Source organism: Streptomyces sp. SudanB5_2050, assembly GCF_964272335.1.
In the GTDB taxonomy this organism is placed as follows: Bacteria; Actinomycetota; Actinomycetes; order Streptomycetales; family Streptomycetaceae; genus Streptomyces; species Streptomyces rochei.
Genome location: NZ_OZ186760.1, coordinates 6,011,519 through 6,033,966 on the forward strand (window position 1 = coordinate 6,011,519; position 22,448 = coordinate 6,033,966).

Genomic DNA, 22,448 nt, shown 5'->3' on the forward strand with positions numbered 1-22,448 from the left:
ACGGGCGGTACCCGAACGGCCGCGCGGTTCGGTGACCCGGCGCGTGGAACACTGCACCGCATGCGACGCCTGTTCCCCGTCCCTGTGACCGATCAGACAGCCGGCCCCGCCCTCGACGGGGCCGACCGGGAGTGGAGCCTGGCCGAGCTGGCCGCGGCCTACGCCTATCCCGAGCCGGACCGGTGGACGGGCTCGGGCGCCTGGCTGCGGGCGAACATGGTCTCCACCCTCGACGGCGCGGCCCAGCACGACGGCCGCTCCCAGCCCATCTCGGGCGCGGCCGACATGCGCGTCTTCGGCACCCTGCGCGCCCTCGCGGACGTCGTGATCGCCGGCGCCGAGACCGTGCGCCAGGAGGGGTACCGCCCGGCCCGGTCGCGCGCCGGGTTCGCGGAGCTGCGCGAAGCCGCCGGGCAGCGCCCCGCGCCGGCGATCGCCGTGGTCAGCGCCGGCCTGGAGCTGGACTTCTCGCTGCCGCTGTACACCTCGCCGCTGGTGCCCACCCTGGTCCTGACCGGTGCCGCCGCGCCCCCCGACCGGATCGCGGCCGCCGAGAGGGCCGGAGCCCGGGTGGTGATCGCCGGTGACGGCGTCGGCGTGGACCCGGCCCGCGCCGTCGAGGCGCTGGCCGCGCTCGGGTACACCCGGCTGCTGACCGAGGGCGGCCCGCGGCTGCTCGGGCAGTTCATCGCCTCCGGGGTGCTCGACGAGCTGTGTCTGACGATCTCGCCGACGCTCACCGCGGGCGGCGCCCAGCGGATCGCGGGCGGGCCGTCGGTCGAGGTCCCGCGGCGGTTCGTGTTGGAGTCCCTGTTGGAGGAGGAAGGTTTCCTCTTCAGCCGGTACCGGCGCGACCAGGGCCGTTCCGCCCCGGGCCCGGCGGCGGCGACCGGACTGGGGTTCGGGCGTTAGCGCGCTTCCGGGAATCGGCGGAATCTGCCGTTCCGTTTAGTCCGCGACGGGCACACTGAATCCGGCAGTACCCGTGCGATCACGGGGCAGGATGGTTTCCGCAGGGTTCGGTACGACCCGTGGAAGGAGGGCCCGCGGGCTCTCGAAGGAGAAGGGGCGCCTGGTGTTCACAAGCGTTTTGATGATCGAGAAGGCCATGACGTCCGCCGACGTGGAGTTCGTCACCACCTTGCACGGCGAGGAGGAGACCGCCTTCCACGTGCTGCTCCAGCCGCGCGGCGACCAGGCGGACCGGCTGCTGAGAGCGATCGACGACGTCGCGCTCGGTGAGCTGGACGACGCCGTGCGGGAGGGCGAGACGCCCGAGGGCGAGGAGGCGCAGAGCGTCGGGCAGCGGGCCCTGGAGGTGTCCCTCACCGCCCTGCGCGCGTCCGGCGCCCGGGCGGAGGGCCGCCTGATCGAGGACCACCCGCTGGACGAGCTGAAATCCCTGGTCATGGAGATCGGCGCGGACGAGGTGATCGTCCTGACCGACCCGCACTACGTCGAGGAGTTCTTCCACCGGGACTGGGCCTCGCGGGCCCGCCACAAGGTCGGCGTGCCGGTCCTGAAACTGTTCTCCCACAGCAAGGCATAGGCTTGGGCCGCGCTCCCGCCCGCCGGGGGCGCGCCCACCGGCAGACCACCCACGGACACCCGTCGCACCTCTGGGGAGAACAGCGCATGGCACCCGGCCTTCCTACCGCCATGGACCGACCGCACTTCATCGGCATCGGCGGCGCCGGAATGTCGGGCATCGCCAAGATCCTCGCCCAGCGCGGGGCCGCGGTTGCGGGCAGTGACGCCAAGGAGTCCGCGACCGCCGAGGCCCTGCGCGCGCTGGGCGCCACCGTGCACATCGGGCACGCGGCCGCGCACCTCGCCGACGACGCGACCTGCGTGGTCGTCTCCTCGGCGATCCGCGAGGACAACCCGGAGCTGGCCCGCGCCGCCGAGCTGGGCATCCCGGTCGTCCACCGCTCCGACGCCCTCGCCGCCCTGATGCACGGGACGCGCCCGCTCGCCGTCGCCGGCACCCACGGCAAGACCACCACCACCTCGATGCTGGCGGTCTCCCTGTCCGAGCTGGGCCTGAACCCGTCGTACGCGATCGGCGGCGACCTGGACGCGCCCGGCTCCAACGCCCTGCACGGCGAGGGCGAGATCTTCGTCGCCGAGGCCGACGAGAGCGACCGCAGCTTCCACAAGTACGCCCCCGAGGTCGCCATCGTCCTCAACGTGGAGCTGGACCACCACGCCAACTACGCCTCGATGGACGAGATCTACGAGTCCTTCGAGACCTTCGCCGGCCGGATCGTCCCCGGCGGCACCCTGGTGATCGCCGCCGACCACGAGGGCTCCCGGGAGCTGACCCGGCGGCTGGCCGGCAAGGTGCGGACGGTGACGTACGGGGAGTCCGAGGACGCCGACGTGCGCATCCTGTCGGTCGTCCCGCAGGGCCTCAAGAGCGAGGTCACCGTCGTCCTGGACGGCGCCGAGCTGACCTTCACCGTCTCCGTCCCCGGCCGCCACTACGCCCACAACGCCGTCGCCGCCCTCGCCGCGGGCGCGGCCCTCGGCGTCCCCGCCGCCGAGCTGGCCCCCGCGCTGGCCGCCTACACGGGCGTCAAGCGGCGCCTCCAGCTCAAGGGCGAGGCGGCCGGCGTCCAGGTCGTCGACTCCTACGCGCACCACCCCACCGAGATGACCGCCGACCTGGAGGCCATGCGCGCCGCCGTCGGCGAGGCCCGCATCCTCGTCCTCTTCCAGCCCCACCTGTTCTCCCGCACCCAGGAGCTGGGCAAGGAGATGGGCCAGGCGCTGGCGCTGGCGGACGCCTCGGTCGTCCTCGACATCTACCCGGCGCGCGAGGACCCGATCCCGGGCGTCACCAGCGAGCTGATCATCGAGGCGGCCCGCGCCGCGGGCGCGGACGTGACGCCGGTGCACGACAAGGCCGAGTCGCCCGCGGTGGTCGCGGGAATGGCGAAGGCCGGTGATCTCGTTCTCACCATGGGCGCGGGCGACGTCACCGACCTCGGACCGCGCATCCTGGACGAGCTGTCGAGCAAGGCGAAGTAAGGGGCTGAGGACTCATGTCGTACGACGTCGAGAAGCCGGACGAGCAGTGGCGCGCGGAGCTGGCCCCGGCCGAGTACGCCGTGCTGCGGCAGGCCGCCACCGAGCCCGCCTTCACCGGTGAGTACACCGACACCAAGACCGAGGGCGTCTACTCCTGCCGTGCCTGCGGCGCCGACCTGTTCACCTCGGAGACGAAGTTCGAGTCGCACTGCGGCTGGCCGTCCTTCTTCGACCCGAAGGACACCGACGCCGTCGAGCTGATCGAGGACCGCTCGCACGGCATGGTCCGCACGGAGGTGCGGTGCGCGCGCTGCGGTTCGCACCTCGGCCATGTCTTCAAGGGCGAGGGCTACCCGACCCCGACCGACCAGCGGTACTGCATCAACAGCATCGCGCTGCGGCTCCAGCCCGCCGAGGGCTGAGGCACCCGCTCAGTCGGCGGCGGCCGGGAGCGTCACGGTGAAGACCGTCGTCCCCGGTTCGCCGCCCAGCGAGATCCTGCCGCCGTGCGCCCGCACCAGGGAGCCGGCGACGGAGAGGCCCAGCCCGCTGCCGCCCCGGTCGCGGCTGCGGGCCTTGTCGACGCGGTAGAAGCGGTCGAAGATCCGCTCCCGGTCGGCCGTCGGGACACCCGGCCCGGTGTCCGCGACGGCCATCGTCACGCTGTCGTCCGCCGCCGACACCGTGACCGAGACCTTCGTGCCCGGTGGGGTGTGCACGGCCGCGTTGGTGAGCAGGTTGTCGAGCACCTGCCGGATGCGTTGCGGGTCCATGCGCAGCTTCACCGCCGCCGGCCCGGCCGTCACCGTCAGCGGATGGTCCGGATGACCGGCGCGGAAGGCGTCGGCCGCCTGCCGGACCAGCTCCGCCAGGTCCGCCTCCTCCCAGCGCAGCGGCGCCTCCACCTCGGCCGCGTCCAGCCGGGCGAGGAGCAGCAGGTCGTCGAGGAGCACCCCCATCCGGGCAGCCTCGGCGCGCAGCCGGGCCAGGTGCCGCTCCCGCTCCCCGGGCTCGTTGGCCGCCGCGTACCGGAACAGGTCGGCGTAGCCCCGCACCGACATCAGCGGGGTGCGCAGCTCGTGCGAGGCGTCCGCGACGAAGCGGCGCAGCCGCTGCTCGGACTCGGCGCGCACCGCCAGCGAGGCGTCGATGTGCTCCAGCATCGTGTTGAACGCGGTCCGCAGCTCCGCCACCTCCCGGCCGCCGTCCCGGCCGTCCACCCGCAGCGGCAGCCGGGCGGCCGACTCGGACAGGTCGTGCGAGGCGATGCCGTGCGCCGTGCCCGCCATGTCGCTCAGCGGCTTCAGTCCGCGCCGCAGCATCCGCCGCCCGAACAGCACCAGCGCCAGCAGCGCCAGGCCGAACACGACGGCCTGCACCGCGATCAACCGGTCCACGGTGTCCTCGACGTCCCCCATCGGCGCGGCGCTGACCAGCACCACCCCGGGCTCCACCTCGCAGGCCCGCAGCAGATAGGGGCCGTGGCCGTCGATCCGCACGGTGCGGGTCAGGTCCTCCTCGGCACGGGCCGTCGTGCGCGCCAGGTCGGTCAGGGCCCGGCTGTCCGCCGGCACCTCGGCGGGCGTGCGCAGGTCGGCGGAGCCGCCGGAGACGTCGTAGACGGCCGTGTACCAGCCGTAGTACGGCTTGCGCCGCACCGTGCCGTGCGCCGCCGCGTCCTTGGACTGCACGGCCTGCACCAGCTTCATCTGGTCGGCGAGCTGGCGTTCCAGATAGTCCCGCATGTACGCGGTCAGCGCCGTGCCGACCACGGCGAACACCGCCAGCGACAGCACGCCCAGGCCCAGCGCCAGCCGGGTCCCGAGCCGCAGTCCGCGGTAGGCCCGCCACCAGCGCCGTATCACCGGGCCGCCGGCCGGATCATGTATCCGAAGCCGCGCACCGTCCGGATCAGAGGCTCGGCGTCATCGCCGTCGGACGCGGCGTCGTCGAGCTTGCGGCGCAGCCGGCTGACGACCAGCTCCACGACGTTGGACCGGCCGCCGAAGCCGTACTCCCACACGTGGTCGAGGATCTGCGCCTTGGTCAGCACCGCCGGCGACCTGCGCATCAGATAGCGCAGCACCTCGTACTCCGTCGGCGTCAGCGACAGCCGCCGCTCGCCCCGGCGCACCTCCCGGGTGTCCTCGTCCATCGTCAGGTCCGCCACCCGCAGCACCGACCGCGGGTGGTCCGGCCCGGCGCTGCGCCGCAGCACGGTCCGCAGCCGGGCCATCAACTCCTCCACCGCGAACGGCTTGACCAGGTAGTCGTCCCCGCCCCGGGTCAGCCCCGCCACCCGGTCGGCGACCCCGTCGCGGGCGGTGAGGAACACCACCGGCACCATCGTGCCCGAGCGGCGCAGCCGGTCCAGCACCCCGAAGCCGTCGACGTCCGGCAGCATCAGGTCCAGCACCACGATGTCCGGCCGGAAGTCACCGGCCAGCCGCAGCGCCTGCTCGCCGGAGTCGGCGGTGACCGCCTCCCAGCCCTCGTAGCGGGCGACCGTGGCCACGAGATCGGCGATGGGCGGGTCGTCGTCCACCACGAGGAGGCGTACTTTTTCCACCCGCACATACTGCGCCACCGGCCGCCCGATCGATAAGGACCCGGGAGTGGACCGACAGGAAGACGACAGGACCGCCGGGTGAGGCTTCCCCCGCATCTCGCGGGGCGGGGGAGGGCCCCACACGGTCACCACGGTTCCGTGACACCGGACGTCTAGACTCTCCCGGCAGCGAACCGTAGCGACCTGGCCAGAACTTTCCGCCCACCCGAAGGGTTTTCGGCGTTTTGATACGGATGGATTCAGTCACCAAGCGGTATCCGGACGGCACCGTGGCGGTCGACCGGCTGACGCTGGAGATACCCGACCGCTCGATCACGGTCCTCGTCGGGCCCTCGGGCTGCGGCAAGACGACGACCCTGCGGATGATCAACAGGATGGTCGAGCCCACCGAGGGCACCATCACCCTCGACGGCGCCGACCTCCAGCGGCAGCCGGTCACCGCACTGCGCCGGTCGATGGGATACGTCATCCAGAACGCCGGTCTCTTCCAGCACCGGACGATCCTCGACAACATCGCCACCGTCCCCCGCATGATCGGCTGGGGCAAGCAGAAGTCCCGGGAGCGCGCCAGGGAGCTGATGGAGCGGGTGGGGCTCGACGCCTCCCTCGCCAAGCGGTACCCGTACCAGCTCTCCGGCGGCCAGCAGCAGCGCGTGGGCGTGGCGCGGGCGCTCGCCGCCGACCCGCCCGTGCTCCTCATGGACGAGCCGTTCTCCGCCGTCGACCCCGTGGTCCGCAAGGGCCTCCAGGACGAACTGCTGCGCATCCAGGACGAGCTGGGCAAGACCATCGTCTTCGTCACCCACGACATCGACGAGGCCATCAAGCTCGGCACCATGGTCGCGGTGATGCGCACCGGTGGCCGTCTCGCCCAGTACGCGCCGCCCGCCGAACTCCTGTCGGACCCCGCGGACGACTTCGTCGAGGACTTCCTCGGCGCCGACCGGGGCATCCGGCGGCTGTCCTTCTTCGCCTCCGAGGGCCTGCAACTGACGACGGCCCCGGTCGTGCGCGTGGACGCCACGGCCGAACAACTCGCCGCGCCCGACGCCCCCTACCTGCTGGTGACCGACGTGGAGGGCCGCCCGCTGGGCTGGTCCGAGCCGCGGGACCTGACCGCCGGTGACATCGCGGCCGAGCGGCTGCTGCCGTACGGGCGGCCCTTCGTGCCCGGCACCGACTCGCTGCGGGCCGCCCTGGACTGCGCCGTGCTCTCGCCCACCGGCTGGGCGGTCGCCGTGGACGGCGACGGGCGGGTCACCGGTGTCGCCTCCCAGCAGACCATCGGCGAGGCGATCCGCACCGCCCACGGCGCGGCGGACGGCCGGACGGCGGGCACGGGGACCGACGGCGACCGGCCCGCGGGGGCCGCCGGCATCGCGAAGGCCGCCCCGTGAACGGCTTCTTCGACATCCCGAGCGACCTCGACAACACCTACTTCGGCCTGATCGGCCTGCACCTGCGCGAGGCGCTGCTGCCGGTCCTCGCCGGGCTGCTCGCCGCGCTGCCCGTCGCCCAGCTCTGCGTGCGGTTCCGCTGGCTGTACCCGCCCGTGCTCGGCGTGACCACGGTGTTCTACGCCATCCCGTCGCTGGCGGTCTTCGTCGTCCTCATCGACTACACCGGCCAGACCGAACTCACGGTGATGATCCCGCTGGCCGTCTACAGCCTGGTGGTGCTCGTCCCGGCCATCGTCGACGGCGTGCGGTCGGTGCCCGAGGAGACCCTGGCCGCGTCCACCGCCATGGGCTTCGGGCCGGTACGGCGCTACCTCCAGGTGCAGTTGCCGATCGCCGTGCCCGCGATCCTCGCCGGGCTGCGGGTGGCCGTGTCCGCCAGCATCTCCCTGGTCAGCGTCGGCGCCCTCATCGGCAACCAGGGCGCCCTCGGCAACCTGCTCGCGGACGCCCAGAAGTACGGCCGGCCCGAACTGGCGGTCAACTCCGTCCTCACCACCGCCGTACTGGCGATCCTGTGCGACGCGGTCCTCGTCCTGCTCCGCAATCTGCTGACGCCGTGGATGCCGCGCGGCAGGAACGGCGGGCGCCGCCCGAAGAAGGCCGCTGCGCTCCCCGAGTCCCAGGAGGCGGGCGCCCGGTGAACGTCCTCAACTTCGTCAACGCCTTCTTCAGCGACAGCGCCCACTGGCACGGCTACGACGGGATACCGCAACGCCTGCTGGAGCACGTCCAGTACACGCTGCTGGCGCTCGGCATCGCCGCCGCGATCGGGCTGCCCGTCGGGCTGCTGACCGGGCACACCGGGCGCGGCGGCAACGCGGTCGCCTTCGTCGCCACCGCCGCCCGCGCGCTGCCCAGCTTCGGCCTGCTGGTGCTGATCGCCGTCGTCGTCGGCATCGGCCTGCTGCCGGTCATGATCCCGCTGGTCGTGCTCGCGATCCCGCCGATCCTGGTGACCACCTACGAGGCGGTCCGCTCCGTCGACCCCGCCCCGGTGGACGCCGCGCGGGGCATGGGCATGCACGAGTCGAGCATCCTCTTCCGGGTCGAACTGCCCGTCGCCCTGCCGCTGGTGCTCAGCGGACTGCGCTCGGCGGCCGTCCAGGTCGTGTCGACGGCCACCATCGCCGCGTACGTCAGCCTCGGCGGGATCGGCCGGTACATCATCGACGGCCTCTACCAACGGAACTACGAGAAGGTGGTCGGCGGCGCGACCCTGGTGGCCCTGCTGGCGCTGGTCACCCTCGCGGCGTTCTGGGCGGTGGGGCGGCTGGCGGTCTCGCCGGGGGTGCGCAGGCGCTGACGCCTTCGCAGACCCATGCAGTTTGTTCCCCCCATGGGGAACAAACCGTAACCAGGCCGTTCTTGACTGACCTGTGAATGGCTCGTTTGGATCGACGGATGACTTCTACCGCGAAGAGCAGCAGGTCCAGGACGAGGCACACCGGCGCGGCGGCCGTCGCGCTCACCGCCGCGGCGGCGCTGCTCGCGGGCTGTTCCTCCTCCGACGACACCTCCGACAACCCCCTGGCAGGGGAGAAGGCGGAGGCCGGCACCGTCGTCGTCGGCTCGAACAACTTCGCCGAGAGCACCCTGCTCGCCGACATCTACGGAGAGGCGCTCAAGGCCAAGGGCCTCAAGGTCACCTACAAGCACAACATCGGCAGCCGGGAGACGACGTACGGCCTGATGAAGAACGGCTCGGTCACCGTGCTGCCCGAGTACAACGGCTCGCTGCTCGCCTACCTCGACCCCGAGGCCGGGCAGAAGTCCGCCGAGGCCGTGAACGAGGCGGTCAAGGCGAAGCTCGACAAGAAGCTGACGCTGCTGGAGTCCTCACCGGCCGAGAACAAGGACTCGGTCAGCGTCAACGCCGAGACCGCGAAGAAGCACGGACTCACCGCCGAGTCGACCCTCGCCGACCTCAAGGACATAGCCCCCGAGCTGGTCATCGGCGGCTCGCCCGAGTTCCAGACCAGGCAGCAGGGGCTCAAGGGCCTGGAGTCCGTGTACGGCCTGAAGTTCAAGTCCTTCAAGGCACTGGACGCGGGCGGCCCGCTGACCCAGTCGGCGCTGACCAAGAACACCGTGCAGGCGGCGGACGTCTTCACCACCGACCCGACCATCATCAAGGAGAAGTTCGTCGTCCTGAAGGACCCGGAGAACCTCTTCGGCTACGCGAACGTCACCCCGCTCGTCCACAAGGAGGGCCTGCCCCAGGAAGGCGTCGACGCGCTGAACGCGGTCTCCGCGAAGCTGGACACCGAGACCCTCCTCGACCTGGACGCCCAGGTCCAGCTGGACAAGAAGGACCCGCTGGACGTGGCCAAGCAGTGGCTGGAGTCGGCCGGTCTGAGCTGACCCGCCCCACGCCCCCTCACGACGCCGCGGCCCCGGCCGCGGCGTCGATCAACTGGTCGATCAGGGCGACGAGGACGTCCCGGCTGGAGGTCCGCTCCCGCGCGTCGCACAGCAGCACCTTCACGTGCTCCGGCAGCGCCAGCGCCTCCCGGATCTCCTCGGCCGGATACGGGTGCCGCCCGTGGAAGCCGTTGACGCCGACGACGAACGGGATGCCGCGCCGCTCGAAGAAGTCGATGGCGGCGAAGCTCGACTCGGGCCTGCGGACGTCCACCAGCACCACGGCGCCCAGCGCCCCGATCGCCAGGTCGTTCCACATGAACCAGAACCGCTGCTGACCGGGCGTGCCGAACAGGTACAGCACCAGCTCCCGGCCGATCGTGATCCGCCCGAAGTCCAGGGCGACCGTCGTCGCCCGCTTCTCCTCGATCCCGGCGAGGTCGTCGACGTCCAGCCCCGCCGCGGTCAGCGGCTCCTCGGTGCGCAGCGGGGCGATCTCGCTGACCGAGCCGACCATCGTCGTCTTCCCGACCCCGAAGCCGCCGGCGATCAGGATCTTCACCGCCTCGGGCGCGGCCGGGGCGGAGGCGTGAGCCGTGGGCGCCTCAGCGGCGCGGTCAGAGCCGGCCAAGGCCGTCCCTCACTTTCTGCAGCAGGTCCAGGTCCGGGGTGACGCGGTCGACCGGGTGCGGCGGCCGGGCGGTGATCCGGCCGGCCTCCAGGAGGTCCGAGAGCAGGATGACGATCACGCTCACCGGCAGGTCGAGGCGGGCCGCGATCTCCGCCACGGCCATCGGCTCGGCGCACAGCCGCAGAATCCGCAGGTGCTCGGGTTGCGGCCGGGCGGCACGGGCGGGCTGCGGGTCGAGCGCGGTCACCGTCGTGATGAGGGTGAAGTCGGCGCGGCTGGGCCGGGTCCGGCCGCCGGTCAGGGCGAACGGCCGCACGAGCCGGCCTCCCGCGTCGCCTCCCGTCACGTCACTCGCCGGGGCCGGCGGTGGCCCGCGGTGCCGCGCTCAGGTGCTCGCCGATCTTCTTCACCAGCATGTTCATCTGGTACGCCACCACGCCCACGTCGGCGTTCGAGCCGGTCAGCACGACCAGATGGGCGCCGGGCCCGGCCGAGGTGAGTATCAGGTAGCCGTTGGCCATCTCGATCAGCGCCTGCCGCACCGGGCCGCCGCGGAAGTCCATGCTGACGCCCTTGCTGAGGCTCATCAGACCCGACGCGGTCGCCGCCAGCCGCTCGGCGTCGTCGCGCAGAAAGCCGGTGGACTTGCTGACGACCAGCCCGTCCTCGGAGAGCACCACCGCCTGGTTCACGTCGGCGACCCGCTCCACGAGTCCGGTGAGCAGCTGGTCCAGCTCGGTGTGCGTGGCGGGGGAGGGTCGGGTCATGGCGTGTCCTTCGTCGGCGTTCGGGGTTCGGCGTTCGGGGTGGAAGGGGCGGCGGGGACGGAGGCGGCGGGGGTGTGGGCGGAGTGGGCGGGGGAGGCGCTGACCTGCGCGTCGGCGTCGGCGTCGGTCTCCGGGTCCCGGTCCTCGGCGTCCCTCTCCGCGGGGTCCCGGTCCTCGGCCTGGGCCCGCAGGGTGCCGCGCTGGAAGCCGGCCAGGGACGAGGCGGCGCGTTCGGCGGTGAAGTCGGCGTACTCGTCAGCGGCGGCCTCCGGGGCGTCCCGGCCGGTGGCGGGGGCCTCGTCGCGCAGCTCGGCGGCCAGGCTGGTCTGCGGCACCCGGCGCGGCAGCGGCGCCAGTCCGCCCCGCCCGGCGGGCGAGGCGACCGGAGCGGCGGGAGCGGCCGGAGCGGTCGGGCTCGTGCGGCCCGCGGGGCGCACCGGCCGCGCGGGCCGGGAGGGCCGCTCCTCGGGGGCCGACGCATGCCGGGCGGGCGCCGGCGCGGACGACGCGGAGGCCGCACCCCGGGAGGCCGGCACCCCGCCGTCCGCCCCGCCGTCCCCGTCCTCGGCCGGCTCCCGCACCACGATGTCGTGCGGGATCAGCACGATCGCCGTCGTCCCGCCGTAGGGCGAGGGACGCAGCGTGACGGTGATCCCGTGCCGGTGCGCGAGCCGGGCCACCACGAACATGCCGAGCCGCAGGTCGTCCGCGAGCGCCACCACGTCGAACTGCGGCGGTACCGCCAACTGGGCGTTGAACGAGGCGTAGTCCTCCTCCGACAGCCCCAGCCCGCGGTCCTCGATCTCGACGGCCAGGCCCTTGGCGACCAGCGCGGCCCGCACCCCGACGGGGTGGGGAGCGGGGGAGTACGCGGTCGCGTTGTCGATCAGCTCCGCCAGCAGATGGATCACGTCGGCCACCGCGGGCGGCGCGAGCGCCACCTCCTCCTCGGTGTGCAGCTCCACCCGCTGGTACTGGGCGACCTCGCCGACGGCGCCGCGCAGGATGTCCACCAGCGAGACGGGCTCGCGCCAGGTGCGCCGGGGCTGCTCCCCGGCGATGATCACCAGGTTCTCCTCGTAGCGGCGCAACTGGCTGGCCGTGGAGTCCAGTTCGTACAGGCCCTTGAGGATCTCCGGGTCGGTGTGTTCGCGCTCCAGCGCGTCCAGCTTGCCGAGCTGCATGTTGACGAGGTTCTGGCTCTGCCGGGCGATGCCGAGGATCACCTTCTGGAAGCCGCGCCTGGTGTCGGCGAGTTCGACGGCGGTGTGCACGGCGGTGCGCTGCGCGGTGTTGAACGCCTGCGCCACCTGCCCGAGTTCGTCGCCGCCGTAGTCCAGCGGCGGGGTCGCCGACTCCACGTCGACCTTCTCGCCCCGCTCCAGCCGGGCCACCACGTCCGGCAGCCGTTCCTCGGCCAGGCTCAGGGTCGCCAGCCGCAGCCCGCGCAGCCGCCGGGACAGCGAACGCGTGATGCGCCAGGACATGCCGACGCAGAGCAGCAGCGCGACCAGGCCGCCCGCGCTGAGGGACGCGGCCTTGATCAGCAGCCCGCGCGCGTTCTCGGCGCTGCGGTCGAGCAGCCCGTCGGTCTGCTGCCGGATCAGCTCCGCGTACTGGTCGGAGACCTTCGCCAGCGCCCCGGTCCACCGCTGCCGCGCGGCCGGCAGGTCGATGCGGTCGCTCCCGCCGGCGGCGCGGGCCGCCAGCACCTCGTCCTCGACGGACTCCAGGGTCTGCCACTCGGGGCTCGTGAGGATGCGCTCGGTCTGCGTCTTGGCGTCGCCGCTCAGAGAGGGGACGATCTGGTCCCTCACGAGCCAGCGCCGGGTGTGGACGAGCTGGGCGAACTGCGCCCACTCCGCCTCGTCCATCCGGCCGGACGGCCAGGACAGGGTGAGCCGGGCGTCCTCCTGGGACATGAGTTCGGCCGCGTGCTCCAGGGCGACCAGCGGACCGGCCTGCGAGGTGAGGTCGCCGTCGTCGACCTGCGACAGCTCCTGGAAGGCGTGGATCTGCTCGTCGATGATCGAGGTGTACTGGCCGAGCGCCTGCTCGGCGGTGATGTCGCTGGGCTCGTCCACCTGATCGCGGTAGTACTCGAGGCTGCCCACCGAGCCGAGCACCGAGTACAGCCGGTCCGAGACGCGGTCGGGGGCGCGCTCGATCGCCTCGGACTCGCCGACCAGCTGGGCGACCGCCGCGTCCGTCGTCCTGCGCTGGGCGTCCAGGGCGGCCCGGGAGCCGTCCGGTCCGGCCAGCCAGGCGGCGGACAGACTGCGTTCCTTCTGCAGGGCGAGGGTCGCCTCGGTGCCCATGGCTCCGGTGGAGCGGCTCAGCTCCGTCTGGGCGCGCAGCCGCAGCCCCTCCGAGAACATCTGGATCGTCGTCACCCCCCACACCGCGGCGAGACTGACGCCGGGGACCAGGGCCAGCAGGATCAGGGAGAGACGTATGGAGCCGAGGCGGCGCCGGGCACCCTTCCGTGCAGACATCGTCGTCCTAGGCGGTCAGTGGGCGAGCGAGGGCAGGGGGCGGGCAGCGCGCCCGCGGGGGCCGGTCACCGGGTGCCGTCCGCGGCGAACCCGGCCACCGCGTCGGCGTCGGACCGGGTCACGAACGCCGGGCCGGTCAGCACGGGGGCCACGCCACCGCCGCTGACGTTGCCGTTGGTGCGGTACAGCCAGAGCGCGTCCACCGCGAGATAGCCCTGGAGGTACGGCTGCTGGTCCACCGCGAACCGCACGCCCCCGCGCTCGACGGCGGCGATCAGTTCCTCGTCGAGGTCGAAGGTGACGACCTGCGCCTTGCTGCCCGCCTCCTCGACCGACTCGACGGCCGTCAGGGCGAACGCCGCGCCGTTCATGACGACCTCGTCGATGCTCGAGTCCTGCCGCAGCCGCGCGGTGACGGCGGCGCCCACCGCCTTCATGTCGGTGCCCTCGACGTACAGCATCTCGGTCTCGCCCCGGAAGGTCTTCTTCACGCCGGCGCAGCGGGCCTCCAGGGCGACGTTGCCCCGCTCGTGGATGACGCACAGGGCCTTCTCGGCCTTCACGCCGTTCAGTCTGTCGCCGACGGCCCGGCCGGCGACGCTCTCGTCCTGGCCGAAGTACCCGAGGAGACCCGCGGAACGCCAGGCATCCATGCCGGAGTTGAGGCCGACGACGGGGATGCCGGCCTTCCGGGCCTCGGCGACCGGGCCCTTCATCGCCTGCGGCTTGGCGAGCGTGACGGCGATGCCGTCCACCTTGTCGCGGACCGCGTCCCGCACCAGTTCGGCCTGGTCCGCGGCGTCGGCGTCACCGGCGTACGTCAGGTCGACGCCGTCCTTGGCGGCGGCGGCCTCGGCGCCCTTGCGCACCCGGTCCCAGAAGGCGTCGCCCTCCCCGCCGTGGGTCACCATGACGATCCGCATCCGGTCGTCGCCCGGCCCGCCCGCCGCGTCCGAGTCCTCCTCGTCCCCGCCGAGGGGCGAGCAGGCGGCCGCCAGCAGGCAGACGGCCGCGACGACGGCCGCGGTGCGGACACGCCGAGGGGAGCGGGCGTGCTGGGGAGTTCTACTCATGGGGGGTGCGGCACCTCGCTGTACGGCCGAGCAGGAGGAACGGAGCGAGGTGGACCGGAGTCGCGGGGTCAGTGCGCCGACCGGGTGAATCTCGCCTGGCCGGAGCAAACCGTGAGTGAGCGCCGGTAGTCAAGTGACCAGCGACCAGGTGTGAGTTGTCGGTGCCGCATCGTGATGAACGGGGCCGGTGGGGCTCGTGCGTACGTCGCGGCCCGGTGGCGCACGCGGCCCGGCGCCCGGCTCCGGGTGCGTGCCGGGGCGCGGGCGCCGGGTGGTTCGGTCGGGTCCGGCGGGTGGGGCCGGGGGCGCGGGTGCGGGCGTACCGGGTGGGTCGGGAGCGTGCGGCGAGTGGTCCCGGTATGTGGGCGGCGTCGCCCGCCAGGAAGACGCGGCCCCGCCGGTGCCGGACTGCCGGAAGGGCGGGGCGGGGCGGCCGCTGCCGGCCGCCCGCGGTGTCAGGCGGGTTCGCCGGCCCGCGGTTCCAGCGGTGGCGGAGCCGCTCGCGCGGTCCGGGCCGCCTTCCTGCGGCGCCGGCGGTCGCGGCGGGACTCCTGGTCGGGCAGCCAGCCGAAGACGAGGCAGCTGCCCACGCAGCCCAGGAGCAGCCCGACGATGAACCCGCCCAGGTTGGACGTGACCCAGGTGCCCAGCGAGGCCAGGACCCCGATCAGCGAGTAGAAGAGCCGCTGGGAGGGGTTGACCAGGGCCAGCAGTCCGCACAGCAGCATGACGACCGGCAGCAGGTAGCCGGCCACGCCCTGCATGCCGACGTGCAGGACGACCTTCAGCGACGCCTTCATGGTGAGCAGCACCTCCGCTCCGGCCAGGGCGAGCAGCAGCCCGCCCCAGAACGGCCGGCCCGAGCGCCAGTCGCGGAAGGCGGCGCGAAAGCCCCCGCGCCGGTCGCCCGGCATCAGCAGCCCGATCCGCTGAAGCGCATCTTCAGGCCGGGCAGCTTGAAGACCCCGGCCGTGGTCGCGTAGTTGGTCTGCCGCAGGTTCTTGATGTGCACGGTGTCGGCCTGCTGGCTGAAGACGCCGATCGGACCGCGGCCCTTCGGGCCGGCCTTGTCCAGGGTGCTGGCGTCGTTGCCGATCTCGATGTTGTCGAAGGCGGCGTCGCCCGACAGCTCCGTGGAGTCGGTGGTGAGGTCCTTCGCCGAGACCCGGGTGTCGCCGCCGCCGGCGGTGATGAGCAGGTTGGTGCCGCCCAGGTCGACGCTCTGGCACAGCTTGGTGAGCTTCGCCTCCTTGATCACCGAGGTGACGACCAGCACCTGCCCGCCGGTGTCACCGGCGTTCGGGCTGCCCTCGGCCATGTTGTCGAGGCCGCCGAACTGGGCGAAGCCGTTGCCGTCCAGCTCGGTGGCGGTGACGGTGAAGGGCATGCCGGAGATGGCGAACTGCACGCCCAGGGCGCCCTGGGCGGTGAGGATCGCCAGCCCCGCGGTGACCGCGGCGGCGGGCACCGCCAGCACCGCGGCCCGGCGCAGCCTGACCCGGCCGCGTCCGGCCGGCGTGCCGGTGTCGGCGGCTTCGGGTCGGGAAACGCTTTCCGGGCCGCTCTCGGGCTCGGGGGTGTTGCCGGCGGACGGGGTGGCGTCCGAGGACGAGGCCATGTCTGCTCCCAGAGGCACAGTGAATGCGGAACGGGCTTCAGCGGCACGTTGTCCTGGCGCGGACAGCGGCTGGCGCGCACGCCTCCCGGCAACTCCCGGCGGCTGCAAGGGCTTACACGTTACGCACCAGTAGCCAATCGGGAAGTTACCGGTGGTTACACGGCACGGTCAAGCAAGTTGTGAGTAAAGAGTGGGGATTGTGTGCCACCTGCCGCTTCTCGCTCGCGGGCGCCCCGGCGACACGCCATGATCCGCGCCAACTCGTGCGCGTCGTATTGACGTTGACTGACCGTCAGGTCTACAACGGACCCTGTTTCCCCGGATCCGTGGCGCCGGATCCGTCTCCGCGGCACCGTCCGCGTTCCCGGCCCCGGGACTGTCCCCGGACAGCACCGGGCCGCGCCCCCGTCGGGGCACCTCACATCCCGGGCACGACCCGTACCCCACGGGTCACGCACGCGCTCGTCCGGCACGGCCCGGAATCTCGTCGCATCGGCCCGGCCGCGTCCCCGCGGCCGGCCACCCCTGCTTCACGAACCCCACTTCAGAGAAGAGGCAGCCGCATGCGTACCGGTACACGTACTCGTCACCTGCTCACCCTCACCGCGGCCGTGGCCGCGCTCACCCTCCCCGCGGCGGTCCCCGCCGTCGCGGGCACCGCAGCCGACACCCCCGTCCTCACCACCGGCGCGGCCGGCGGCACGCCCGTCGCCGTCGGAGACACCCTCACCGCGTCCCTGGCGAGCGGCACCAGTGCCACCTTCCACTCCAGTGCCACCGGCACCAGCGGGGTCTCGTGCACCTCCTCGCAGTTCACGGTCAAGGTCACCGACAACCCGACCGCGCCCGGCACCGCCACCGAGACGCTCACCGCCCACACCTTCGACAGCGGCAGCTGCACCAGCAACGTCACCGGCGTCCTCGGCGTCAACGGCATCACGGTGCAGAACCTGCCCTACACCACCACCGTGTCCTCCGACGGCACCGTCGCCGTCACCCCGCCGAGCGGCACCACGGTCCGGACCACGGTCGCCCTGCGCACCCTCCTCGGCAGCATCAACTGCGTCTACGAGGCTCCCGGCCTCACCGGCACCGCGAGCAACACCGGCAACTCCATCGCCTTCGCCGACCAGCACTTCACCAAGGTGTCCGGCTCGGGCCTCTGCTTCGCCAACGGCTACTTCACGGCCACCTACGCCCCGGTGACCGACGGTTCCCAGACGGTCTACGTCAACTGACCGCCGTCGCCCGGCCCGTGCCTCGAAGGTGCGGGCCGGGCGACGAGAATCCGGGGTCACCGGCCGGACGATCTGACGGTGAGTTATCGTGTACAGGGGGTTAAGACAGGCAGCACGGCCTGTTGAGTTCCAGCCCAGGAGAGTTCAGCCGATGGCGAGGCAGCTACGCGCCGAGCAGACCCGCGCGACGATTCTCGGGGCCGCCGCCGACCTGTTCGACCGTCAGGGCTACGAGTCGACCAGTCTGAGCGAGATCGTCGCCCACGCCGGGGTCACCAAGGGCGCCCTGTACTTCCACTTCGCGGCGAAGGAAGACCTCGCCCACGCGATCATGGAAATGCAGTCCAGAACCTCGCGCCGGCTGGCGACGGAGCTGGACGGCCGGGGGTACTCCTCCCTGGAGGCGCTGATGCGCCTCACCTTCGGCATGGCCCGACTGTGCGAGGAGGGCCCGGTCCTGCGCGCCGGACTGCGGCTCGCCACCGGGGGAGTGCCGGTACGGCCACCGCTGCCCCACCCCTTCACCGAGTGGCGGGAGATCGCCTCCTCCCGCCTCCTGGACGCCGTCCGGCAGTCCGACGTGCACCCCGACATCGACGTCGACTCCGTCGCCCACACCCTCGTCTGCTCCATCGTCGGCACCCGCCTGGTGAGCGGCACGCTCGAACCGGACGCGCGCCAGCCGCGCCGCCTGGCCGGCATGTGGTACCTCATCATCCGGGGCATGGTCCCGGTGACCCGGCGCGCGCGTTACCTCACCCTGGCGGCCCGTCTGGAACGCGACACCTACGCGGCCTGACGCCGGCGCCCGGAGACGGGCACCGGCCGCCCCGCCTCCGCCGCGACCGCGCGGTACGGTGAGCCGCATGCCCGACACCCCGACCGCCTCCGCCCCCGTCATCCGCGGTGACGAGCCCGGCTCCTTCCCGCACGGTGTGCTGGCCGAACGGCACCCCGCCGTCATCCGACAGGTCGGGGAGTCGTTCCCCTACGGACCCGAACAGCGGCGTGCCCTCGACGCGCTCCTCGCGAGCTGCGCCGACGGGGTGATCGAGCCGCTGCCCACAGACGCCGAGCCCCGCGACCGTGAGCGCTGGGCCGCCTGGGGCATCGACGAGTACGCCGGCCGCTCCTGGTACGACGTGCCCTGGCTCTGGGCCGAGAGCCACTTCTACCGCAGGCTCCTCGACGCCGTCGGCTACTTCGGCCCCGGCCCCTGGCAGGGCGTCGACCCCTTCCGGCCCGCCAAGCTCGCCGAACTCGACGCCCCCGAGACGGACGAGGAACTGGCCGCGCTCGACGGCCTGGACGCACTGACCGAACGCGAGCGGACCGGGGCCCTGCTGCACGGATCGCTCTGGGGCAACCGCGCGGACCTCGGTTTCCGCCTCTCCGCCGCCGGCGCCGACGACCGGGCCGGCGCGGCGGCGCTGGTCGCCGACGACGGCGACACGCTCCTGTCCCTGCTCCCGCCGGTCCGCGACCGCACCGGAGGCCGCGGACCGGCCACCCTCTGCCTCGTCGCCGACAACGCCGGCCGGGAACTCGTCCCCGACCTGCTCCTCGTGTCCCACCTGCTCGCCGAGGGCCGCGTCGACCGAGCCGTCCTGCACGTCAAGCCGTACCCGTACTACGTCTCCGACGCCACCACCGCCGACGTGCTCGACGCGCTGCGGCGGCTCACCGCGGCCGGCGGCGCGGCCCGGGCGCACGGCGACCGGCTGTGGGCCGCGCTCACCGACGGCCGCGTCACCGTCCGCGCCCACCCCTTCTCCTGTGCCCCGCTGCCGTACTCCGAGATGCCCGCCGACCTGCGCGCGGAGTTCGCCGCGGCCACCGTCACCGTCCTCAAGGGCGACCTGAACTACCGGCGCCTGGTGGGCGACCGCCGGTGGCCCCCGACCACTCCCTTCGCGGACGTCACCGCCTACTTCCCGGGTCCGGTCGCCGCGCTGCGCACGCTGAAGTCCGACGTGATCACCGGTCTGACAGCGGAGACCGAGGAGGCGCTGGAGGCGAGCGGGGAGGGGCGGTGGAGGACGAGCGGGACGCACGCCTTGATCCAGGTGAGGGCCTGACCGTCGCGGGCGGAAGTTCCCGCCTTTCCCCCTGATTCACGCGATGGTGTGATCATGTCCCGGCGGGAGGATGCGTCCGACGGGCCGTGGGTAGTGCCCGGCCATGACGCAACAGCCGTTCGAACTGCCGCACTTCTACCTGCCGCACCCGGCGCGGCTCAATCCGCATCTCGACGAGGCGCGCGCCCACTCGACGACGTGGGCGCGCGAGATGGGGATGCTGGAGGGCTCCGGGGTCTGGGACCAAGCCGACCTCGACGCACACGACTACGGCCTGCTCTGCGCCTACACCCACCCCGACTGCGACGGACCGGCTCTCTCCCTGATCACCGACTGGTACGTGTGGGTCTTCTTCTTCGACGACCACTTCCTGGAGAAGTTCAAGCGCAGCCAGGACCGCGTCGCCGGCAAGGCCCATCTGGACCGGCTCCCCCTCTTCATGCCCCTCGACCTCGACACCGGCATGCCCGAGCCGGAGAACCCGGTCGAGGCCGGCCTCGCCGACCTGTGGCGGCGCACGGTGCCGGCCATGTCGGCGGACTGGCGGCGCCGCTTCGCGGTCGCCACCGAGCACCTGCTCAACGAGTCCCTGTGGGAGCTGTCCAACATCAACGAGGGCCGGATCGCCAACCCGGTCGAGTACATCGAGATGCGCCGCAAGGTCGGCGGCGCCCCCTGGTCGGCCGGGCTCGTGGAGTACGCGACCGCCGAGGTGCCCGCCGCCGTCGCCGGTACCAGGCCGCTCAGGGTGCTGATGGAGACGTTCTCCGACGCCGTGCACCTGCGCAACGACCTCTTCTCCTACCAGCGGGAGGTCGAGGACGAGGGCGAGCTGAGCAACGGGGTGCTGGTGCTGGAGACCTTCTTCGGCTGCACCACCCAGGAGGCCGCCGACCTGGTCAACGACGTCCTCACCTCCCGGCTGCACCAGTTCGAGCACACCGCGTTCACCGAAGTGCCGGCCGTCGCCCTGGAGCAGGGCCTGACCCCGGCCGAGGTCGCCGCCGTGGGGGCGTACGCGAAGGGCCTCCAGGACTGGCAGTCCGGCGGCCACGAATGGCACATGCGCTCCAGCAGGTACATGAACGAGGGCGCCCGGCCCGGCGCCCCCTGGGAGACGCTCACCGGCCCGGGCACCTCCGCGGCGGACGTCGGGGCGCTGCTCGCCCGGGCCGCCTCCGAGCGGGTGCGCCCCTACACCCACGTGCCCTTCCGGAAGGTCGGCCCGTCGGTCATCCCCGACATCCGCATGCCGTACCCGCTGGAGCTGAGCCCCGCCCTGGAGGGCGCCCGGCGGCACCTGTTCGAGTGGTCACGGGCGATCGGCTTCCTCAGTGAGGGGGTCTGGGACGAGGACAAGCTCGCCAGCTGCGACCTCCCGCTGTGCGCCGCCGGTCTCGACCCCGACGCCACCCAGGAGCAGCTGAATCTCGCCTCCGGCTGGCTCGCCTTCGGCACCTACGGCGACGACTACTACCCGCTGGTCTACGGCCACCGGCGCGACCTGGCCGCCGCCCGGCTGACCACCGCCCGCCTGTCCGCCTGCATGCCGCTCGACGGTGAGCCGGTCCCGCCGCCGGCCAACGCCATGGAGCGCTCGCTGATCGACCTGTGGGCCCGCACCACGGCCGGCATGACGCCCGAGGAGCGGCGCCCGCTGAAGGCGGCCGTCGACACGATGACCGAGGCGTGGGTGTGGGAGCTGGCCAACCAGATCCAGAACCGCGTCCCCGACCCGGTGGACTACCTGGAGATGCGACGCGCCACCTTCGGCTCCGACCTGACCCTGGGCCTGTGCCGCGCCGGCCACGGACCGGCCGTCCCGCCCGAGGTCTACCGCACCGGTCCGGTGCGGTCCCTGGAGAACGCGGCGATCGACTACGCCTGCCTCCTCAACGACGTCTTCTCGTACCAGAAGGAGATCGAGTACGAGGGTGAGGTCCACAACGCGATCCTGGTCGTGCAGAACTTCTTCGGTGTCGACTACCCGGACGCCCTCCGCGTCGTCCAGGACCTGATGAACCAGCGCATGCGACAGTTCGAGCACGTGGTCGCCCACGAACTGCCCGTGGTCTACGACGACTTCCAACTGTCCGACGAGGCACGGGAGATCATGCGGGGCTATGTGACCGACCTGCAGAACTGGATGGCGGGCATCCTCAACTGGCACCGGAACGTCCCGCGCTACAAGGCCGAGTACCTGGCCGGCCGCACCCACGGCTTCCTCCCGGACCGCGCCCCGTCCGTGCCCGTCCCGAGGAGCATCCCGGTCCCGACCCCCTGACCACCGGTCAGTCTCACTCTTTCGTGGCTCGTCACCCGCCGGTGCGCCGGGTAGATCACCTGCCGGAGGCGATCCATGGAACAGACTGCGTTGCGACCCAAGCCGATGCCCGGCCGGGACCCGGGGCCCGGCCCCGCGTGCGACGACGACCGGCGTCCGCCCGGCGGGCACCGGCGCCGCCGCCGGCTCACCACCCTGCTGCTCGGACTGCTCGCCGCGACCGCCCTGCTCCTGACCGGTGTGGGACTGGGCACGGTGGGCGCCACGGTGATCGGCATGAGCCGCCTCGCCGAACTGCGGCAACAGGCGGGGGCCCCGGGAGCGGAGCAGCCGCCGGGAAGCCCGGCCGCCCCGGCGCGGCCGCCGGCCGGCGCGTCCCCGTCCGCCTCCCCGGACCGCCCCGGCGCGACCCTCGGCGTGGAGGCCGTGGACGACGAGAGGCCGGGCGCCCTGATCACCGGCGTCCACGTGCCCGGCCCGGGATACGCGGCGGGGCTGGTGCGGGGCGATGTGCTCCTCGCGTTCGGCACCACCCGCGTCGACTCGGCGGCCGACCTCGCCGAGGCCGTGGCCGACGCCCGGCCCGGCAAGGGCGTCAAGGTCACGGTGCGCCACGAGAGCGGCGGCTACCAGCAGCTGACGGTCGTGCCGGGAGTCGTCACCTGACCGGTGGCCGTCCCGCCGCCCCCGCACCGTGCGCACGGGACCGGGGAGCCGCCCGGGGACGGCGGGCGGACGGCGGCTCGTCCGCGGCCCCGGCGCGAGGAGCGCCGACGACGGTGGCCGGTCGTCGGGAATCGGCTCGCGCCGCCCCCGCACTGCGGGCAGGATGCTGCTCGTA

The 22,448-nt window shown here is 72.9% G+C and carries 22 protein-coding genes; 13 read left to right on the plus strand and 9 right to left on the minus strand.

Translation table 11 applies throughout. The annotated features are described in order from the left end of the window. Positions 1–60 precede the first annotated feature (60 nt). The 4 genes from ACFZP7_RS26760 (at position 61) to msrB (ending at position 3,455) form a co-directional block, all read left to right on the plus strand. Entirely contained in the window at positions 61–912 is an 852-nt protein-coding gene (locus ACFZP7_RS26760; protein WP_385636214.1) for a pyrimidine reductase family protein, read from the plus strand. 163 nt (positions 913–1,075) lie between these two features. Then, entirely contained in the window at positions 1,076–1,549 is a 474-nt protein-coding gene (locus ACFZP7_RS26765; protein ID WP_030974723.1) for a hypothetical protein, read from the plus strand. A gap of 86 nt (positions 1,550–1,635) precedes the next feature. Continuing rightward, positions 1,636–3,033 (plus strand): UDP-N-acetylmuramate--L-alanine ligase, encoded by a 1,398-nt coding sequence (murC, locus tag ACFZP7_RS26770; RefSeq protein ID WP_137961750.1) that lies wholly within the window; start codon positions 1,636–1,638, stop codon positions 3,031–3,033. A 14-nt stretch (positions 3,034–3,047) separates the two neighbouring features. Further along, positions 3,048–3,455 (plus strand): peptide-methionine (R)-S-oxide reductase MsrB, encoded by a 408-nt coding sequence (gene msrB / locus ACFZP7_RS26775; RefSeq protein WP_030974727.1) that lies wholly within the window; start codon positions 3,048–3,050, stop codon positions 3,453–3,455. Positions 3,456–3,464: 9 nt separating this feature from the next. Here the strand turns inward: msrB and ACFZP7_RS26780 are convergent, their stop codons facing one another. Together ACFZP7_RS26780 and ACFZP7_RS26785 are read right to left on the minus strand one after the other, a co-directional pair. Continuing rightward, positions 3,465–4,898: a sensor histidine kinase gene (locus ACFZP7_RS26780; protein WP_385636217.1), complete on the minus strand. Its 1,434-nt coding sequence runs from the start codon at positions 4,896–4,898 to the stop codon at positions 3,465–3,467. Continuing rightward, positions 4,895–5,602: a response regulator transcription factor gene (locus tag ACFZP7_RS26785; RefSeq protein ID WP_385636220.1), complete on the minus strand. Its 708-nt coding sequence runs from the start codon at positions 5,600–5,602 to the stop codon at positions 4,895–4,897. The genes ACFZP7_RS26780 and ACFZP7_RS26785 overlap by 4 nt, the downstream gene beginning before the upstream one ends. A 224-nt stretch (positions 5,603–5,826) precedes the next feature. Here ACFZP7_RS26785 and ACFZP7_RS26790 point away from each other — a divergent pair, with 224 nt between their 5' ends. From ACFZP7_RS26790 to ACFZP7_RS26805, 4 genes are all read left to right on the plus strand, one after another. Beyond that, positions 5,827–6,999, plus strand: coding sequence for an ABC transporter ATP-binding protein (locus tag ACFZP7_RS26790; RefSeq protein ID WP_385636223.1), 1,173 nt, complete (start codon positions 5,827–5,829; stop codon positions 6,997–6,999). Further along, positions 6,996–7,703, plus strand: coding sequence for an ABC transporter permease (locus ACFZP7_RS26795; RefSeq protein ID WP_385636226.1), 708 nt, complete (start codon positions 6,996–6,998; stop codon positions 7,701–7,703). The genes ACFZP7_RS26790 and ACFZP7_RS26795 overlap by 4 nt, the downstream gene beginning before the upstream one ends. Continuing rightward, positions 7,700–8,365 carry an ABC transporter permease gene (locus ACFZP7_RS26800; RefSeq protein ID WP_019326001.1) on the plus strand — a complete coding sequence of 222 codons (666 nt, stop codon included), beginning with the start codon at positions 7,700–7,702 and terminating at the stop codon, positions 8,363–8,365. Before ACFZP7_RS26795 ends, ACFZP7_RS26800 begins: the two co-directional genes overlap by 4 nt. A gap of 98 nt (positions 8,366–8,463) precedes the next feature. Continuing rightward, positions 8,464–9,423 carry an ABC transporter substrate-binding protein gene (locus ACFZP7_RS26805; protein WP_385636229.1) on the plus strand — a complete coding sequence of 320 codons (960 nt, stop codon included), beginning with the start codon at positions 8,464–8,466 and terminating at the stop codon, positions 9,421–9,423. A gap of 16 nt (positions 9,424–9,439) precedes the next feature. Here the strand turns inward: ACFZP7_RS26805 and ACFZP7_RS26810 are convergent, their stop codons facing one another. From ACFZP7_RS26810 to ACFZP7_RS26840, 7 genes are all read right to left on the minus strand, one after another. Beyond that, positions 9,440–10,054: an ATP/GTP-binding protein gene (locus ACFZP7_RS26810; RefSeq protein ID WP_031022234.1), complete on the minus strand. Its 615-nt coding sequence runs from the start codon at positions 10,052–10,054 to the stop codon at positions 9,440–9,442. Continuing rightward, positions 10,041–10,400, minus strand: a complete 360-nt coding sequence (locus ACFZP7_RS26815) for a DUF742 domain-containing protein (RefSeq protein WP_019326004.1) — start codon at positions 10,398–10,400, stop codon at positions 10,041–10,043. The genes ACFZP7_RS26810 and ACFZP7_RS26815 overlap by 14 nt, the downstream gene beginning before the upstream one ends. A gap of 1 nt (position 10,401) precedes the next feature. Next, the gene (locus ACFZP7_RS26820) at positions 10,402–10,821 is read right to left on the minus strand and encodes a roadblock/LC7 domain-containing protein (protein WP_210902586.1); all 420 of its coding nucleotides are present in this window, start codon (positions 10,819–10,821) and stop codon (positions 10,402–10,404) included. Further along, entirely contained in the window at positions 10,818–13,316 is a 2,499-nt protein-coding gene (locus tag ACFZP7_RS26825) for a nitrate- and nitrite sensing domain-containing protein (protein WP_385636232.1), read from the minus strand. Before ACFZP7_RS26825 ends, ACFZP7_RS26820 begins: the two co-directional genes overlap by 4 nt. Before the next feature lie 65 nt (positions 13,317–13,381). Further along, the gene (locus ACFZP7_RS26830; protein WP_385636235.1) at positions 13,382–14,389 is read right to left on the minus strand and encodes a substrate-binding domain-containing protein; all 1,008 of its coding nucleotides are present in this window, start codon (positions 14,387–14,389) and stop codon (positions 13,382–13,384) included. Positions 14,390–14,844: 455 nt separating this feature from the next. After that, on the minus strand, positions 14,845–15,303 hold the full coding sequence (locus ACFZP7_RS26835) for a DUF6114 domain-containing protein (protein ID WP_385636237.1): 459 nt from the start codon (positions 15,301–15,303) through the stop codon (positions 14,845–14,847). Next, entirely contained in the window at positions 15,303–16,007 is a 705-nt protein-coding gene (locus ACFZP7_RS26840; protein ID WP_019326009.1) for a DUF6230 family protein, read from the minus strand. Before ACFZP7_RS26840 ends, ACFZP7_RS26835 begins: the two co-directional genes overlap by 1 nt. A 563-nt stretch (positions 16,008–16,570) precedes the next feature. Between ACFZP7_RS26840 and ACFZP7_RS26845 the strand changes: the two genes are divergently transcribed. The 5 genes from ACFZP7_RS26845 (at position 16,571) to ACFZP7_RS26865 (ending at position 22,273) form a co-directional block, all read left to right on the plus strand. Further along, entirely contained in the window at positions 16,571–17,245 is a 675-nt protein-coding gene (locus ACFZP7_RS26845) for a hypothetical protein (RefSeq protein WP_019326010.1), read from the plus strand. A gap of 151 nt (positions 17,246–17,396) precedes the next feature. Then, positions 17,397–18,044, plus strand: coding sequence for a ScbR family autoregulator-binding transcription factor (locus ACFZP7_RS26850; protein WP_019326011.1), 648 nt, complete (start codon positions 17,397–17,399; stop codon positions 18,042–18,044). A 67-nt stretch (positions 18,045–18,111) separates the two neighbouring features. Further along, positions 18,112–19,323 (plus strand): damage-control phosphatase ARMT1 family protein, encoded by a 1,212-nt coding sequence (locus tag ACFZP7_RS26855; protein ID WP_385636240.1) that lies wholly within the window; start codon positions 18,112–18,114, stop codon positions 19,321–19,323. 103 nt (positions 19,324–19,426) lie between these two features. Next, a complete protein-coding gene (gene cyc2 / locus ACFZP7_RS26860; protein WP_031022222.1) occupies positions 19,427–21,607 on the plus strand; it encodes a germacradienol/geosmin synthase Cyc2 in 2,181 nt (726 codons plus the stop codon). A 75-nt stretch (positions 21,608–21,682) separates the two neighbouring features. Continuing rightward, positions 21,683–22,273, plus strand: a complete 591-nt coding sequence (locus ACFZP7_RS26865) for a PDZ domain-containing protein (RefSeq protein ID WP_046251346.1) — start codon at positions 21,683–21,685, stop codon at positions 22,271–22,273. Positions 22,274–22,448 lie beyond the last annotated feature (175 nt).

Bases quoted from the DNA above. Each gene is read 5' to 3' on its own strand.
- ACFZP7_RS26760 (WP_385636214.1), top strand. From the start codon at position 61: ATGCGACGCCTGTTCCCCGTCCCTGTGACCGATCAGACAGCCGGCCCC.
- murC (WP_137961750.1), top strand. From the start codon at position 1,636: ATGGCACCCGGCCTTCCTACCGCCATGGACCGACCGCACTTCATCGGC.
- msrB (WP_030974727.1), top strand. From the start codon at position 3,048: ATGTCGTACGACGTCGAGAAGCCGGACGAGCAGTGGCGCGCGGAGCTG.
- ACFZP7_RS26805 (WP_385636229.1), top strand. From the start codon at position 8,464: ATGACTTCTACCGCGAAGAGCAGCAGGTCCAGGACGAGGCACACCGGC.
- ACFZP7_RS26820 (WP_210902586.1), bottom strand. From the start codon at position 10,821: ATGACCCGACCCTCCCCCGCCACGCACACCGAGCTGGACCAGCTGCTC.
- ACFZP7_RS26825 (WP_385636232.1), bottom strand. From the start codon at position 13,316: ATGTCTGCACGGAAGGGTGCCCGGCGCCGCCTCGGCTCCATACGTCTC.
- ACFZP7_RS26830 (WP_385636235.1), bottom strand. From the start codon at position 14,389: ATGAGTAGAACTCCCCAGCACGCCCGCTCCCCTCGGCGTGTCCGCACC.
- ACFZP7_RS26835 (WP_385636237.1), bottom strand. From the start codon at position 15,303: ATGCCGGGCGACCGGCGCGGGGGCTTTCGCGCCGCCTTCCGCGACTGG.
- ACFZP7_RS26840 (WP_019326009.1), bottom strand. From the start codon at position 16,007: ATGGCCTCGTCCTCGGACGCCACCCCGTCCGCCGGCAACACCCCCGAG.
- ACFZP7_RS26845 (WP_019326010.1), top strand. From the start codon at position 16,571: ATGCGTACCGGTACACGTACTCGTCACCTGCTCACCCTCACCGCGGCC.
- ACFZP7_RS26850 (WP_019326011.1), top strand. From the start codon at position 17,397: ATGGCGAGGCAGCTACGCGCCGAGCAGACCCGCGCGACGATTCTCGGG.
- ACFZP7_RS26855 (WP_385636240.1), top strand. From the start codon at position 18,112: ATGCCCGACACCCCGACCGCCTCCGCCCCCGTCATCCGCGGTGACGAG.
- cyc2 (WP_031022222.1), top strand. From the start codon at position 19,427: ATGACGCAACAGCCGTTCGAACTGCCGCACTTCTACCTGCCGCACCCG.
- ACFZP7_RS26865 (WP_046251346.1), top strand. From the start codon at position 21,683: ATGGAACAGACTGCGTTGCGACCCAAGCCGATGCCCGGCCGGGACCCG.